The organism is Brachymonas sp. J145 (assembly GCF_036312245.1).
In the GTDB taxonomy this organism is placed as follows: domain Bacteria; phylum Pseudomonadota; class Gammaproteobacteria; order Burkholderiales; family Burkholderiaceae_C; genus Brachymonas; species Brachymonas wangyanguii.
On the sequence record NZ_JAZDCI010000001.1, the window covers coordinates 376,686 to 391,306 of the forward strand.

The 14,621-nt window shown below is 64.3% G+C and carries 13 protein-coding genes; 9 read left to right on the forward strand and 4 right to left on the reverse strand.

Annotated elements, in window-relative coordinates; all coding sequences use genetic code 11:
- Positions 1 to 80: 80 nt before the first annotated feature.
- Positions 81 to 1,130, forward strand: coding sequence for an FAD:protein FMN transferase (locus V1261_RS01790; RefSeq protein ID WP_329769707.1), 1,050 nt, complete (start codon positions 81 to 83; stop codon positions 1,128 to 1,130).
- A gap of 22 nt (positions 1,131 to 1,152) precedes the next feature.
- Here V1261_RS01790 and V1261_RS01795 read toward each other — a convergent pair whose 3' ends face one another.
- A complete protein-coding gene (locus V1261_RS01795; protein WP_329769708.1) occupies positions 1,153 to 1,572 on the reverse strand; it encodes a polyhydroxyalkanoate granule-associated phasin in 420 nt (139 codons plus the stop codon).
- Positions 1,573 to 1,928: 356 nt separating this feature from the next.
- On the opposite strand from V1261_RS01795, the gene V1261_RS01800 reads away from it, so the two are divergent.
- Together V1261_RS01800 and V1261_RS01805 are read left to right on the forward strand one after the other, a co-directional pair.
- Positions 1,929 to 4,136, forward strand: coding sequence for a malate synthase G (locus V1261_RS01800; protein WP_329769709.1), 2,208 nt, complete (start codon positions 1,929 to 1,931; stop codon positions 4,134 to 4,136).
- A gap of 200 nt (positions 4,137 to 4,336) precedes the next feature.
- On the forward strand, positions 4,337 to 5,206 hold the full coding sequence (locus tag V1261_RS01805) for an EF-hand domain-containing protein (RefSeq protein ID WP_329769710.1): 870 nt from the start codon (positions 4,337 to 4,339) through the stop codon (positions 5,204 to 5,206).
- 147 nt (positions 5,207 to 5,353) lie between these two features.
- On the opposite strand, the gene V1261_RS01810 is transcribed toward V1261_RS01805, so the two are convergent.
- From V1261_RS01810 to mnmA, 3 genes are all read right to left on the reverse strand, one after another.
- A complete protein-coding gene (locus V1261_RS01810; RefSeq protein ID WP_329769711.1) occupies positions 5,354 to 5,851 on the reverse strand; it encodes a CinA family protein in 498 nt (165 codons plus the stop codon).
- The gene (locus V1261_RS01815) at positions 5,851 to 6,246 is read right to left on the reverse strand and encodes a TraR/DksA family transcriptional regulator (RefSeq protein WP_329769712.1); all 396 of its coding nucleotides are present in this window, start codon (positions 6,244 to 6,246) and stop codon (positions 5,851 to 5,853) included. The genes V1261_RS01810 and V1261_RS01815 overlap by 1 nt, the downstream gene beginning before the upstream one ends.
- Before the next feature lie 112 nt (positions 6,247 to 6,358).
- A complete protein-coding gene (gene mnmA / locus V1261_RS01820) occupies positions 6,359 to 7,474 on the reverse strand; it encodes a tRNA 2-thiouridine(34) synthase MnmA (protein WP_329769713.1) in 1,116 nt (371 codons plus the stop codon).
- 162 nt (positions 7,475 to 7,636) lie between these two features.
- Between mnmA and V1261_RS01825 the strand changes: the two genes are divergently transcribed.
- The 6 genes from V1261_RS01825 (at position 7,637) to V1261_RS01850 (ending at position 14,618) form a co-directional block, all read left to right on the forward strand.
- Positions 7,637 to 8,857, forward strand: a complete 1,221-nt coding sequence (locus V1261_RS01825) for an NAD(P)H-dependent flavin oxidoreductase (RefSeq protein ID WP_329769821.1) — start codon at positions 7,637 to 7,639, stop codon at positions 8,855 to 8,857.
- 261 nt (positions 8,858 to 9,118) lie between these two features.
- Positions 9,119 to 11,578 (forward strand): adenosylcobalamin-dependent ribonucleoside-diphosphate reductase, encoded by a 2,460-nt coding sequence (locus tag V1261_RS01830; protein ID WP_329769714.1) that lies wholly within the window; start codon positions 9,119 to 9,121, stop codon positions 11,576 to 11,578.
- A gap of 48 nt (positions 11,579 to 11,626) precedes the next feature.
- Positions 11,627 to 12,268, forward strand: a complete 642-nt coding sequence (gene leuE, locus V1261_RS01835) for a leucine efflux protein LeuE (RefSeq protein WP_329769715.1) — start codon at positions 11,627 to 11,629, stop codon at positions 12,266 to 12,268.
- Positions 12,269 to 12,277: 9 nt separating this feature from the next.
- Positions 12,278 to 12,817: a 3'-5' exonuclease gene (locus tag V1261_RS01840; protein ID WP_329769716.1), complete on the forward strand. Its 540-nt coding sequence runs from the start codon at positions 12,278 to 12,280 to the stop codon at positions 12,815 to 12,817.
- A gap of 160 nt (positions 12,818 to 12,977) precedes the next feature.
- Positions 12,978 to 14,159: a nicotinate phosphoribosyltransferase gene (gene pncB / locus V1261_RS01845; RefSeq protein ID WP_329769717.1), complete on the forward strand. Its 1,182-nt coding sequence runs from the start codon at positions 12,978 to 12,980 to the stop codon at positions 14,157 to 14,159.
- Between the two features lie 12 nt (positions 14,160 to 14,171).
- Positions 14,172 to 14,618 (forward strand): CopD family protein, encoded by a 447-nt coding sequence (locus tag V1261_RS01850; protein WP_329769718.1) that lies wholly within the window; start codon positions 14,172 to 14,174, stop codon positions 14,616 to 14,618.
- Positions 14,619 to 14,621: the final 3 nt, after the last annotated feature.

The window sequence follows — 14,621 nt, forward strand, 5'->3', positions numbered from 1 at the left end:
AATCGGCAACCGGACTGCAGACCGCTTGCGGCAACCCGCCGATAGCGTGCGCAGACGGCGCTTGCCAGAAAGAGGATTCCATGCCACATCACCTTCCGAGCCTTCCCCGTCGTCAGCTGCTGGCAGCAGGCAGCCTGCTGGCCCTGGCACCCCTGCCCGTCTGGAGCAACACGCTCAAGCCCTACCAGGCCCGGCGCCAGCTCCTCGGCACACGCATCAGCATCACGGTCGCCGATGGCAGCCAACCCGGCACCGCCCGGCTGGTGGATCAGGCTTTTGCCGAGATGCAGCGTCTGGAAAAGCTGATGAGCCGTTTCGATGCGGACAGCCAGGTCAGCCAGATCAACCGCGCCAGCGGCCAACGCGGCATGATCCGCGTGGCTCCTGAACTGATGGCAGTATTGCAGCAAGGCCAGGCGCTGTCGCAGCGCACCCAGGGCCTGTTCAATCCGCTGCTGGGCCGCCTGACCCAGCAGGCCGACCCTGGCGGCCAGCCCTTGCCGGCACCGGTGGCGCGCAGCCTGCTGCAACACACCCGCGCCTCGGCGCTGGAGCTTTCCCCATCCAGGTTGCAGGCACGCCTGCGCCATCCGGCGGCACAGCTGGATCTGGGGGGCGTGGCCAAGCTGCCGATCCTGCAGGCCGGCCTGTCCTCGCTGGAGCGCGCCGGTCTGCGCGGCGTGATGGTCAATGGGGGGGGTGACGTGCTGGCCAGCGCACGCCCCGATGGCCAGCCCTGGCGTATCGGTATCCGCGATGCGCACCAGCCGGATCAACTCATGGCCGTGGTGCCGCTGCGCGCCGGCGTGGTGGCCTCATCCGGCGATTACGAGCGTTACCAGGATGCCGGTGGTCGCCGCTACCACCACATCATGGATCCACGCACCGGTCAATCGACCCAGGGCGTGAACGGCCTGACGCTGGTCATGCCGACTGTCTCCCAGGTCAACGGCCTGGGTACGGCGGCCATGGTGGCGGGCTCCGACCAGGCCATGCAGCGGCTGCAGCAGTGGGGCATCAGCAAGGCCTTGCTGATGCATGCCGATGGCCGCGTGCAAGTGACTGCCGGCCTGCGTCAGGAACTGCAGCCAGCTCCGGGCAAGACCGGCATTCGCGGGCTGAACGCCTGAGCGCCAACCCGCTGGCCGCTCATCAGGAGCGGCTGCTGCGGCCGTTCAGGCGGCGCGCATTGGCCACGGCACGGCCACGCACCGGCTTCATGCCGGTGTTCATGATGTCGAGCATGGACTTTTGCCACTGCTCCGACACCTTCGCGTTGCCGGTCCAGGGCTGCATCCACATGCCCGGGCGCGAGAAGGCACCCATCCAGGTGCTCATCAGCTTGAACTGCGACTGCATCGCCTGCAGGCCCATGGCCTGCCAGGATTCGGAGAAGGCAGCAACCTTCTCCATGTACATGCGGTTGAATTCCTGCACATCGTCAGAACGCGGCGCGATGCCGGAGGTGGCCATGCGACCGACACGGTGAGCGATCACCTGCGGTGCGGCAAAAGAGAGTTGCGCGGTCTGGCGTGCCAGTTGGTTGACCTTGCGCTGGGTGGCTGGGGACATGGTGTGTTCCGTTTCTGCTGGAGGGAATGGAAGGATTTTCCGGGACTCTCTGCAGGTCGATCTGTCAGCTGCCGAATATCCCTGATGTCGGACAGCCATCCCTCTTGCGGTGACAGGCGGCCTGTCGCCCCCCTGGCTGGCCCGGCCCATTCACTCCGGACGCCTTGGTGCGACACCGCCAGAATAAGGGATTTCCCTAGGTTACGGTCATATTACATTCGTAAAAGTCACGAATCTGTGGATTTTTTGGGGGTGAATCCCACGCACAAGTTGTAATACAGTAACACCCATAGACTGCTGCATGGCAGCGCCCTCCGTTTTTGTGCATTTGTCCGTATTGCTAGAAAGGAAGTTCCATGACCACGCAACGCACCCAGGCCCATCAGCTGCAAGTGGCCACCCCGCTGTACGATTTCATCAACCAGCAGGTGCTGCCTGACCTCGGCATCAGCCAGGACAGCTTCTGGCAGGGTTTTGACCAGCTGGTGGCCGACCTGGCCCCCAAGAACGCCGCCCTGCTGGCCGAGCGTGACCGCTTCCAGGCCGAACTGGACACCTGGCACCAGGCCAACCCCGGCCCGATCCGCGACATGGCCGCCTACCGCCAGTTCCTGGAGCAGATCGGCTACCTGGTGCCGCAGCCCGAAGGCGTGAAGATCACCACCACCAACGTCGATGACGAACTGGCCATTCAGGCGGGTCCGCAGCTGGTGGTGCCGATCATGAATGGCCGCTACGCGCTGAACGCCGCCAACGCCCGCTGGGGCAGCCTGTACGACGCCCTGTACGGCACCAACGCCATCGCCGAGATCGATGGTGCCGAGCGCGGCAAGGGCTACAACGCCAAGCGCGGCGAGAAGGTCATCGCCTTCGCCCGCAATTTCCTGGACCAGGCAGCACCGCTGGCCGGCAACTCCCACGCGGACGCCTCCGCCTACTTCGTCGAAGATGGCCAGCTGCGTGTTGCCGTCAAGGGCGGCCAGATCGCCAGCCTGCAGGATCCGGCCCAGTTTGCCGGCTACCAGGGCGATGCGCGCGGCCCGTCCAGCATCCTGCTGCAGAACAACGGCCTCTATATCGACATCCGCATCGACCGCAGCACCACCATCGGCCAATCCGACCTGGCCGGCATCAGCGATGTGGTGATCGAGTCTGCCGTCTCCACCATCATGGACCTGGAAGACTCCGTGGCCGCTGTGGACGCCGAAGACAAGCTGCTCGGCTACAGCAACTGGCTGGGCATCCTGCGCGGCACGCTGACCGAGACCTTCGAGAAGGGCGGCCAGAAGATGACGCGCGGCCTGAACCCGGACCGCCTCTACACCACGCCCAACGGCAAGGACGAGCTGCGCCTGCATGGCCGCTCCATGCTGTTCGTGCGCAACGTCGGTCACCTGATGACCAACCCCGCCATCCTGTGGGGCCCCGAGGGCAAGGAAATCCCCGAGGGCATCATGGACGCCGTGATCACCACCGCCATTTCCATGCACGACCTCAAGGGCCTGGGCAAGAACGGCCTGCGCAACTCGCGCAAGGGCAGCATCTACATCGTCAAGCCGAAGATGCACGGTCCGACCGAAGCCGCCTTCGCCAACGAGCTGTTCGGCCGAGTGGAACAGCTGCTCGGCCTGCCCGACAGCACCGTGAAGCTGGGCATCATGGACGAGGAGCGTCGCACCAGCATCAACCTGCAGGCCTGCATCAACGCCGCCAAGAGCCGCATCGCCTTCATCAACACCGGCTTCCTGGACCGCACCGGCGACGAAATGCACACCGCCATGCAGGCTGGCCCGATGATCCGCAAGGGTGACATGAAGGGCAGCGCCTGGATCCAGGCCTACGAGAAGAACAACGTGCTGGTCGGCCTGGCCTGCGGCCTGCGCGGCAAGGCGCAGATCGGCAAGGGCATGTGGGCCATGCCCGACCTGATGGCCGAGATGCTGGAACAGAAGGTCAACCACCCCAAGGCCGGAGCCAACACCGCCTGGGTGCCCAGCCCCACCGGTGCCACGCTGCACGCCCTGCACTACCACCAGGTCAATGTGGCCGAAGTGCAGCAGGAACTGGAAAAGATCGATGCCGCCGCCCAGCGTGACGACCTGCTGACCGGCCTGCTGTCAGTGCCGGTCACCAGCAATCCGGACTGGAGCGATGAAGAGAAGCGCCAGGAAATCGAGAACAACACGCAGGGCATCCTGGGCTATGTGGTGCGCTGGATTGACCAAGGCGTCGGCTGCTCCAAGGTGCTGGACATTCACGACATCGGCCTGATGGAAGACCGTGCCACGCTGCGCATCAGCAGCCAGCACATGGCCAACTGGCTGCGCCACGGCATCGTCACCGAGCAGGAAGTGCGTGACACCTTCGAACGCATGGCCGCCGTGGTGGACCAGCAGAACGCCGGCGATCCGCTGTACCAGCCGCTGGCCGGCAATGCCGCCACCAGCTATGCCTACCGCGCTGCGCTGGATCTGGTGTTCAAGGGCGAAGAGCAGCCCAACGGCTACACCGAGCCGCTGCTGCACCAGTGGCGCCGTGAGCTGAAGGACGCTGCACAAGGCTGATTCCATCCGCCTTCACACTGAACAAGGGCCGGTAACAAACCGGCCCTTTTCCGTGATTGTTACAAATATGGCGCTACAGGGCCCAGCCGAAACCAGTCGGTACATATTTGTGCTTTTCATTAGCACCTGTGAGCGCTTGAACGCCGCACAATGGATACATCACAAGTTTCAATAACGTCTCTATTCCCTCAGGAGGTTCCATGAAAAAGAGTCGCATCATGTTGGCCATTGGTTCTGTTGCCCTGGCCGGTGTCGTCACCCTGCCGGTGGTCGCGCAACCTTCTGGCATGCCCGGCAGCAACCAGCCGATCTTCCAGGCCTATGACCTGAACGCCAACGGCTCGCTGGATCGCAACGAGTACAACCGCATGCGCACCGAGCTGGTCACCAACTCGGCACAGCGCGATGCCAGCAGCTTCCCCGACTTTGCCGCCGCCGACCTGAACAAGGACGGCCGCATCAGCCATGACGAGCTGATGCAAGTACGCCCGGGCATGCGCTCCGGCATGATGGGCCAGAAGGGCCAGCGCATGAGCAAGCAGATGCGCGGCCAGTCCAGCTTTACCGCCATGGACGCCAACAAGGACGGCTATCTGACTCAGGCCGAGATGGATGCCTTCAAGCAGGCACGCATGAAGGAACGCGCCGATGCCGGCGGCCAACTGCGCAACTTCGGCAAGAACAGCCAGTCGGATTTGCTGCAGAAGTACGATGCCGACAAGGATGGCCGCATCAGCCAGGCTGAATTTGACAAGTTCCGCTACGACCGCATGCAGCAGCGCAGCGGCATCAAGGGCGACAAGGGCCAGCGTGGCGGCAAGATGGGCCAGATGCGCGGCACGCCTGCCACGTTTGCCGATCTGGACCTGAACAAGGACGGCAAGATCACGCCGGCTGAAGCCCGTCAGGCGCAACAGCAGCGCATGAATGCCCGCATGCAGGCCAATGCCGAGCAGCGTGAGCAGCGCCAGAACGCCTGGTTCCAGTTCCTGGACAGCAACAAGGACGGCAGCATCAGCCAGTCCGAGTTCGACGCCATGAAACAGCAGCGTCGCGGCCCTGCCCGCTAAAGACACACCCCGGAGCAGCCGCTCCGGGACACTTCCGGCACGGTATTGCAAGTGCCTTGCCGGAAGATCCTCTGCCACAGCAGCCTCGCCCCTGTTACGCCACAGCGTACGGGGGCTTTTTTTGACTGGCGGCCGGGGAAATGGGGATCAGCCGGCGGCCTGCAGGCGCTGCAGCAGGCCCGCCAGTGCGATCTGCACCGTCTGCGCACGCACCTGCGCCCGGTCACCGGCCAGCAGATGGTGTTCGGTCAAGGTCTGCCCGGCCAGCTGCCAGCCAAACCAGACCGTACCCACCGGTTTCTCGACGCTGCCGCCGGTTGGACCCGCCACGCCAGTCACGGACAGCGCCACCTGCGCCGCCGACTGCTGCACCGCGCCCTGCGCCATGGCCGCAGCCACCGGCTCGCTGACCGCGCCATGCGCCACGAGCAGCGATTCCGGCACGCCCAGCATCTGCTGCTTGGCCAGATTGGAGTAGGTCACGAAGCCGCGCTCGAACCAGACGCTGGAGCCGGACAAGCCGGTACAGGCACCGGCGATCAGGCCGCCGGTGCAGCTTTCTGCCGTGGCCATCATCCAGCCACGCTGTTGCAGCGCCTGCGCCAGTTGCTGGCACAGGGTTTCCAGCTCTGCGGAGTCGGGCATCACATATTGGAGTCGGGCACCACGCCGGCCTGGCGTTCCCAGCGGCTCTTGCAGGCCACACAGTGCTGCGTAGGCGGCTCCAGCTTGAGGCGCTCAAAGGGAATATGGCAGCCACATTCGTCGCACAGGCCGTAGACACCGGCCTCGATACGCGCCAGAGCGGCTTCCACGCGCGTCAGTTCCACCTCACCCATGTCGCTCAGCGCCAGGTCCACCTCGCGGTCGGAGCTATGCTGGCGCTCCACGCTGCCGCGCGTCTGGATGATCTCGCGCGCGTGCTCGGCGCGGGTCTGGCCATCGCGCACATCATGCAGACGTGCTTCGATCTCGGCCTTGCGCTGTTCCAGCAGGGTCTTGAGTTCCTGGATTTGCGCAGCGGTGAGGGGCTTGCTCATGGAGGCTCCTTCTGTCTCGTTATACATGCGACTGATACCCCCAGTGTACGCCGATTGCAGGAGAAAACCCACTGGCAGCCCGCTGCCCGGCGTGCCGCCGCGCCAGCCCGGATCAGGCCGTGATCACGCCGCCACCCAGGCAGACATCGCCGTCGTACAGCACGGCACTCTGTCCCGGCGTCACCGCCCACTGCGCCTCGGGGAAATCGAGTTGCAGCGCGCCGTTGGCCAGCAGCGCAGGCGTGCAGGCCGCATCCTGCTGGCGGTAGCGCGTCTTGGCGGTAAAGCCGGCCGGCGACTGGGCCGCCACCGGCGGCTTGCCGGCGCACCAGCTCAGGTCGGTCGCCTGCAGCGTGTGGCTCAGCAGCCAGGGATGGTCATGCCCCTGCACGGCATACAGGGTGTTGCTGGCCATGTCCTTGCGCGCCACGAACCAGGGCTGGTGCTCGCCGCCGCCGCGTTGCGCGCCCTTGGCCTTGATGCCGCCAATGCCCAAGCCCTGGCGCTGGCCCAGCGTGTAGAAGCTCAGGCCCATGTGCTCGCCAATCTTGCGCCCCTTCTCGTCCTTGATCGGACCGGGCTGGCTTTGCAGGTAGCGATTGAGGAATTCGCGGAACGGACGCTCGCCGATAAAGCAGATGCCGGTCGAGTCCTTTTTCTTGGCGTTGGGCAGGCCGACTTCCTCGGCGATGCGGCGCACCTCGGTCTTGGGCAGTTCGCCCACCGGGAACATCGCCTTCTGCAGCTGCGCCTGCGTCAGGCGGTGCAGAAAGTAGCTCTGGTCCTTGGTCACGTCACAGCCCTTGAGCAGCTCTGTCAGGCCGGTGGCGGCATTGTCGCGAACACGCGCATAGTGGCCGGTGGCGATCTTCTCGGCACCCAGACGCATGGCGTGGTCCAGGAAGGCCTTGAACTTGATCTCGGCATTACACAGCACGTCCGGATTCGGCGTACGGCCGGCCTGGTACTCGCGCAGGAATTCGGCAAACACGCGATCCTTGTAGTCGGCGGCAAAGTTGACGTGCTCGATCTCGATGCCGATCACGTCAGCCACGGCTGCGGCATCGACAAAATCGATGTTCGAAGAACAGTATTCGGTGTCGTCGTCATCTTCCCAGTTCTTCATGAAGATGCCCACGACCTCGTGCCCCTGCTGCTTGAGCAGCCAGGCGCTCACGGCAGAATCCACGCCGCCACTAAGGCCTACCACAATGCGATGTTTCGTCATTGGCGTATTATCCTAGAAGGTAGCCCTTTCTGCAGCCAGTCACGACGATGGACTGGCTTGACGCAACACAAGTCCAGCGCATTACCCAGCTGGTAGTCTCCCGCCATTCTGTTTTCCCGGATCGACATGCAAGTCCCTGCCCCTACTCCCTCCCTGCCCACCATGGCCGACGCCAGCGCCCTGGTCGAGCGCCTGCGCGACAAGGCCACGGCCTCCGGCCTGAAGCTCTGGAGCCTGGCCGGCAAGTCGCTGCTGCCGGTGGTCCAGGGCGGCATGGGCGTGGGCGTCTCGGCGGGTGGCCTGGCCGGTACCGTGGCGCGCCACGGCGCCATCGGCACCATCTCCTCGGTCGACCTGCGCCGCCTGCACCCCGACCTGATGGAGCAGACCCAGCACCTGGAAAAATCGCGTGACGTCGATTACGCGCGCGCCGTCATCAACGACGCCAACAGCGAAGCGCTGCGCCGCGAAATCGCCCGTGCCCGCGAAGGCTCCATGGGCTTTGGCCTGATCGCCGTCAACGTCATGAAGGCGATCAGCGCCTATGCCTCCAACGTGCGTACCGCGCTCGAAGCCGGCATCGATGCCGTGGTGGTGGGCGCCGGCCTGCCGCTGGACCTGCCCGACCTGGCCAAGGACCACCCCAAGGCCGCATTGATCCCGATCCTGTCCGACGCCCGCGGCGTGCAGCTGATCATCAAGAAGTGGGAAAAGAAAGGCCGCCTGCCCGATGCCATCGTGATCGAGCACCCGCGCCTGGCCGGCGGTCACCTGGGTGCCGCCAAGATCGCCGATCTGGATGATCGCCGCTTCGACTTTGACGTGGTGTTGCCGCAGGTGCGCGAGTTCCTGGAAAAGGCCGGTTATGCCAAGGAAATCCCGCTGATTCCGGCGGGTGGCATCAACTCCATGCAGGACATCCTGCACCTGCAGTCACTGGGTGCCAGCGCGGTGCAGATGGGCACCGCCTTTGCCGTATCGCGCGAAAGCGATGCTGCGCCCGAGTTCAAGCAGGTGCTGGCCAATGCCGGCCCGGAAGACGTGGTGGAGTTCACCAGCGTGGCCGGCCTGCCGGCGCGCGGCGTGCGTTCGCCCTGGCTGGAAAAGTACATCCGCATCGAACCCAAGCTCAAGGCCGTGGCGCACGAAAAGCGCTGCAACATGGCCTTCGACTGCCTGGTGCACTGCGGCCTGCGCGACGGCAATGCCGAGGTCGGCCAGTTCTGTATCGACAAGCAGCTGGCCGATGCCCAGCGCGGCGAAGTCAACAAGGGCCTGTTCTTCCGCGGTGCCGGCGTGTTGCCTTTCGGCAACCAGATCCGCCCGGTCGAAGACCTGCTCAACTGGCTCGTCAGCGGCGAGCGCCCGACTGTAACAGCCTGATACAATCCACTTTCCCGCACGCCCGGTCGCGAAACGCAAGCGGCTCAAGGGCTTGCGGCAGAATGCTGATTTATCAGGCATTTCCCCGATCGGCCAACTCCCCCCAAACCGGCTAAACTGGACTGATCGACACGGCATGCTGCCCCTGCAGGGCACAAGCAAAAAAGCCCACCAGAGGCTACAAGAACACAGCCCCTGCACCCCGGCACAGCATGCCGTTTCCCCTTGTACGCCCCCTATTGAACTGATGTGATGTCTGCCATGGATACTCCTGCCCGCCACCCCCTGTCTACCCTCGAACTGCCCGAACAACCGATCAGCAAGGACGTGATCCAGGAGAAATACTGCAAGGCCGGTGAATCCTCCGCCGACGAGATCTACGCCCGCGTTGCCCGCGCGCTGGCCGGTGCCGAAAAGCCCGAACTGCGTGCCGAGTGGGAGCAGAAGTTCCTGGAGAACCTGCGCGCCGGCGCGATCGGCGCAGGCCGCATCATGAGTGCTGCCGGCACCGACATCCAGGCCACGCTGATCAACTGCTTCGTGCAGCCGGTGGGCGACTGCATCCAGGGTTTTGACGACGAAGGCTTCCCCGGCATCTACGAAGCCCTGCGCGAAGCCGCCGAAACCATGCGCCGTGGTGGTGGCGTCGGCTACGACTTCTCCCGCATCCGCCCCAAGGGTGCCCAGGTCAAGGGCACGGCCAGCATCGCTTCCGGCCCGTGCAGCTACATCAACGTCTTTGACCAGAGCTGCTCCACGGTAGAGAGCGCCGGCGCACGCCGTGGCGCCCAGATGGGCGTGCTGCGCATCGACCATCCGGACGTGCTGGAATTCATTACGGCCAAGCGCACGCCGGGCCGCTGGAACAACTTCAACGTCTCGGTCGGCGTGAGCGACGGCTTCATGCAGGCCGTGACCGACGGTACCGACTGGGAACTGGTGCACAAGGCCAAACCCGGCAAGAAGGTGATGGACGCCGGCGCCTACCAGCGCGATGACGGCAACTGGGTCTACCGCAAGACGCCGGCACGCGAGCTGTGGAACACCATCATGCAATCGGCCTACGACTTTGCCGAGCCGGGCATCCTGTTCATCGACCAGATCAACCGCGACAACAACCTGAACTACTGCGAAGAGATCGCGGCGACCAACCCCTGTGGCGAACAGCCGCTGCCGAGCTACGGCTGCTGCGACCTGGGTCCGGTGATCCTGACGCGCTTCGTGCGCCATCCCTTCAATGTGGGCGGCACCGCCAGCTTCGACTTTGACGCTTTCGAGAAATCGGTGGCGATCCAGGTGCGCGCGCTCGACAACGTGCTCGACGTGACCTTCTGGCCGCTGGAGCAGCAGCGCGAGGAAAGCGCCGCCAAGCGCCGTATCGGCGTCGGCTTTACCGGCCTGGGCAACGCCCTGAGCATGCTGTGCCTGCGCTATGACCGCGAGGAGGGCCGCCAGATGGCCGCCCAGATCGGCGAGCGCATGCGCAATGCCGCCTACCGCGCGTCCGTGGAGCTGGCCAAGGAAAAAGGCGCCTTCCCCAAGTTTGACGCCAAGGCCTACCTGGGCAACGACAGCTTTGCCAGCCGCCTGCCGGCCGACATCAAGGCCGACATCAAGAAGCACGGCCTGCGCAACAGCCACCTGCTGTCAATCGCGCCTACCGGCACGGTCAGCCTGGCCTTTGCCGACAACGCCTCCAACGGCATCGAACCGGCCTTCTCCTGGACCTACACACGCCGCAAGCGCGAAGCAGACGGCTCCACCAGCGAGTACGTGGTGGAAGACCACGCCTACCGCCTGTACCACGCGCTGCATGGCCAGGACGCCAAGCTGCCCGAGTACTTCGTCTCGGCGCTGGAAATGTCTGCCGCCGATCACGTCGGCATGATGCAGGCGGTGCAACCCTTCATCGATACCTCGATCTCCAAGACGGTCAACATCCCGGCCGACTACCCCTACGAGGACTTCAAGGACCTGTACCACCACGCCTGGCGCGCCGGCCTGAAGGGCCTGGCCACCTACCGCCCGAACAGCATCCTGGGTGCCGTGCTGGAAGCTACGCCGGCCAAGAAGGAAGAGCCGAAGCCGGCCGCTCCCGCCGCCGAACCGGTCGATCCGATGCGCGTGGTGATCGAGAGCCGCCCCAAGGGCGCGCTGAACGCCGTGGCCGAGAAGATCGAATACTGGACACAGGAAGGCAAGCAGCGCCTGTACCTGATCGTCTCCTTCATGCCGATCGAAGGCGAAGACGGCCGCAATGTCGAGCGCGCCATCGAATTCTTCATGCCGGTGGGCCAGAGTAGCGAATCGCAGCAGTGGATTACCGCCACCATGCGCTCGCTGTCGCTGGCCGCGCGTGGCGGCTTCCTGGACCGCGCGCTGGACGACCTGCGCAAGGTCAGCTGGGACCGCGGCCCGGTGCGTCTGGGCACCTACGCCAAGGCCGACGGCACACTGGTGCCGCGCTGGCACGATTCCGAAGTGGCCGCAATTGCCTACGCGCTGCAGAACCTGATCGCCGAGCGCAGCCAGATGGAACTGCCGCTGCAGGACATCGATGCGCCCTCGCCCAACCACACGCCTGACGTGATGAGCCAGCAGCAGAACCTGCTGCCGGTGATGGCCGGCAAAAAGTGTCCCGAATGCGGCGCGCACGCCATGATCCGCAAGGATGGCTGCGATTACTGCACACAGTGCGGGCATATGGGGAGCTGCGGCTAAGCAACACAGCTGCCGCCGGGAGCAGCACCTGCGGCTCCTGCGCTCGCCATGTTCTACGGCGTCACCGACCTCGCCACCTTCATCCTCGGCACGATTTTCATCGTGCTGATTCCGGGGCCGAATTCGCTTTACGTGATGACGGTGTCCTCGCGCAAGGGCGTGGCGGCTGGATTCTGGGGCGCCGCCGGCATCTTCATGGGTGACCTGATCCTGATGGTGCTGGCCGCAACTGGCGTGGCCTCGCTGCTGAAAGCCTATCCGGCGGTGTTCGTGCTGCTCAAGTATGCCGGGGCCGGCTATCTGGTGTTTCTTGGCCTGGGCCTGCTGCGCGCGGCTATCGCGCGCTGGCGCCAGCCGGAGCAGGCCGCTGCGCCAGCCAGCGCGCCACGGCAGGACCGGCCATTCCGCGTAGCGCTGCTGATCAGCCTGCTGAATCCCAAGGCAATCCTGTTCTACGTCTCCTTCTTCATCCAGTTTGTCTCGCCGGACTATGCCTGGCCAGCGCTGTCCTTCCTGATCCTGGGGATCATCGTGCAGTTTTTCAGCATGCTGTACCTGGCGGTACTGATCCTGGGCGGCAGCTGGCTGGCCGGGGTTTTCCAGCGGCGACGCCGGCTGGCAGCGTCCGCTACTGGAACCGTTGGTGGCCTGTTTATTGGCTTTGGTGCCAGGCTGGCGCTGGCTGGTTGAGGACCCTGCATGATCCTGGTCATCGATCTCGAAGCCACCTGCGAAGAACACCAGAGCGGCATCGCCGATATGGAAATCATCGAGGTAGGCGCCTGCTGGGCCACGCCGGATGGTACGGTACGGGACACCTTCCAGCGCTTTGTGCGACCAGTGCAAAAGCCGCTATTGAGCAACTTCTGTCGCGAACTGACGCGCATTTCGCAGCAAGATGTGGATACGGCCGCCTGTTGGCCGGAGGTGGCAGCTGAGCTGGCCGACTTTGCCAGTCTGCATGCAGTCCCTGAACCGATCTGGGCGAGTTGGGGCCAGTACGATGCGCGCCAGATCCTGCGCGATTGCCAGCAGCACCAGACTCCCCATCCACTGGCCGGCTGGCAGCACCTGAACCTGAAGGCGGCGTTTGCACAACGGCGCGGCATCCGGCAGACCGGCATGGGCACGGCCCTCCAGCTGGTTGGACTGGTTCTCGAAGGGCAGCACCACCGCGCCCTCGCCGATGCGATGAATACCGCGAAGCTGCTGCCGTTTTCGCTACCATTGCCGACATGAACCGCCTTGCCTGGCGCACCGGCCAAGGTGGCCAGCCAGCGTAGCGGGATTGGTCTACCCTGCATGGACTTGCGCCGCGGCGGATATCCCAATACCGCACGCCGTACCCCGCATTTGGCAGTATGCTTGAACGATCAACAGACCTTCCCACGACGCCGCCATGATCATCCAGAGCCTGCTCGATACCGACCTGTACAAGTTCACCATGATGCAGGCGGTGCTGCACCAGTTTCCCGCCGCCCAGGTCGAATACAAGTTCAAGTGCCGCTCAGCCGGCGTGCAGCTCACGCCCTATCTGGAGGAAATCCGCGAGGAAATCCGCCTGCTCTGCCAGCTGCGCTTTACCGAAGACGAACTCGCCTACATGCGCAGCCTGCGCTTCATCAGCAGCGACTTTGTCGACTTCCTGGCGCTGTTCAAGCTGAACGACAAGGCCGTGACGCTGACGCCGCTGGACAATGGCGAGATCGATATCCGCATCCGTGGCCCCTGGCTGCACACCATCCTGTTCGAGATCCCGATCCTGGCGATCGTGAGCGAGGTCTATACGCGCAACACCTCGCCCGGGCTGGACTGGAGCGAAGGCCGCCGCCGGCTGGAAGACAAGCTGGACCTGCTGCAGCAGCATCCCGGTGTGAAAGTGGCCGATTACGGCACACGCCGGCGCTTCTCCGGTGCCTGGCAGCAGGAGGTGCTGCAGATCATGAAGGCGCGCCTGGGCACTGACAGCCACAGCCAGCTCACCGGCACCAGCAACGTGCTGTACGCCAAGGAAATGGATTTGCGCCCGATGGGCACCATGGCGCACGAATACCTGCAGGCCTGCCAGGCGCTGGGACCGCGCCTGCGCGACAGCCAGAAATTCGCCTTCGAGAAGTGGGCGCAGGAATACCGCGGCGACCTCGGCATTGCGCTGTCGGACGTCTACGGCATGGAAGCCTTCCTGAACGATTTCGACATGTATTTCTGCAAGCTGTTCGATGGCGTGCGCCATGACAGCGGCGATCCGTTCACCTGGGGTGAGCGCATGATCGCGCATTACGCGGCCAACCGCTGTGATCCGCTGACAAAATTGCTGATCTTCAGCGATGGCCTGACGATCCCGCGCTGCATCGAAATCCATGACCGCTTTGCCGGCCGCTGCCAGACCGCGTTTGGGGTGGGCACTAACCTGATGAACGACCTGGGGCCGGCGCCGCTGCAAATCGTGCTCAAGATGGTGCGCTGCAATGACCAGCCGGTGGCGAAGATTTCCGACACCCCGGGCAAGACCATGGTCGAGGACGAAGGCTACCTGACCTATCTGCGGCAGGTGTTCAACCTGCCGGCCGATGCGAGCTAGGAAGGCCGGATCATGTACGGATGGGCGCTATTGCTGCATGTACTGGGTGCCACGGTCTGGACCGGAGGCCACCTGATCCTGGCCTGCACCGTGCTACCACGCGTGTTGCGTGAGCAGGATGTGGACGGACTGCTGAAGTTCGAATCGGCCTACGAGCGCATCGGCATGCCGGCATTGCTGGTCCAGGTCATCACCGGATTCTGGATGGCGATGCAGCTGCAGCCTGACTACGGCCAATGGCTGGCGTTTGGCGACCCGGTCACGCGCCTGATCGGCATCAAGCTGTTTCTGCTACTCCTTACGGTGCTGCTGGCACTGGATGCACGTTTTCGCGTGATTCCCCGGCTACACCAGCCCGGCAAACTGACCGACATGGCCTGGCACATCGTGCCAGTGACGCTGATCGGCATCGTCTTTGTCGCCACCGGGGTATCGCTGCGAACGGGCTGGCTGGCCTGAACC

Bases quoted from the DNA above. Each gene is read 5' to 3' on its own strand.
- V1261_RS01810 (WP_329769711.1), bottom strand. From the start codon at position 5,851: ATGCCCGACTCCGCAGAGCTGGAAACCCTGTGCCAGCAACTGGCGCAG.
- V1261_RS01815 (WP_329769712.1), bottom strand. From the start codon at position 6,246: ATGAGCAAGCCCCTCACCGCTGCGCAAATCCAGGAACTCAAGACCCTG.
- V1261_RS01825 (WP_329769821.1), top strand. From the start codon at position 7,637: ATGGCCGACGCCAGCGCCCTGGTCGAGCGCCTGCGCGACAAGGCCACG.
- V1261_RS01840 (WP_329769716.1), top strand. From the start codon at position 12,278: ATGATCCTGGTCATCGATCTCGAAGCCACCTGCGAAGAACACCAGAGC.
- leuE (WP_329769715.1), top strand. From the start codon at position 11,627: ATGTTCTACGGCGTCACCGACCTCGCCACCTTCATCCTCGGCACGATT.
- V1261_RS01805 (WP_329769710.1), top strand. From the start codon at position 4,337: ATGAAAAAGAGTCGCATCATGTTGGCCATTGGTTCTGTTGCCCTGGCC.
- V1261_RS01795 (WP_329769708.1), bottom strand. From the start codon at position 1,572: ATGTCCCCAGCCACCCAGCGCAAGGTCAACCAACTGGCACGCCAGACC.
- V1261_RS01850 (WP_329769718.1), top strand. From the start codon at position 14,172: ATGTACGGATGGGCGCTATTGCTGCATGTACTGGGTGCCACGGTCTGG.
- mnmA (WP_329769713.1), bottom strand. From the start codon at position 7,474: ATGACGAAACATCGCATTGTGGTAGGCCTTAGTGGCGGCGTGGATTCT.
- pncB (WP_329769717.1), top strand. From the start codon at position 12,978: ATGATCATCCAGAGCCTGCTCGATACCGACCTGTACAAGTTCACCATG.
- V1261_RS01830 (WP_329769714.1), top strand. From the start codon at position 9,119: ATGGATACTCCTGCCCGCCACCCCCTGTCTACCCTCGAACTGCCCGAA.
- V1261_RS01800 (WP_329769709.1), top strand. From the start codon at position 1,929: ATGACCACGCAACGCACCCAGGCCCATCAGCTGCAAGTGGCCACCCCG.
- V1261_RS01790 (WP_329769707.1), top strand. From the start codon at position 81: ATGCCACATCACCTTCCGAGCCTTCCCCGTCGTCAGCTGCTGGCAGCA.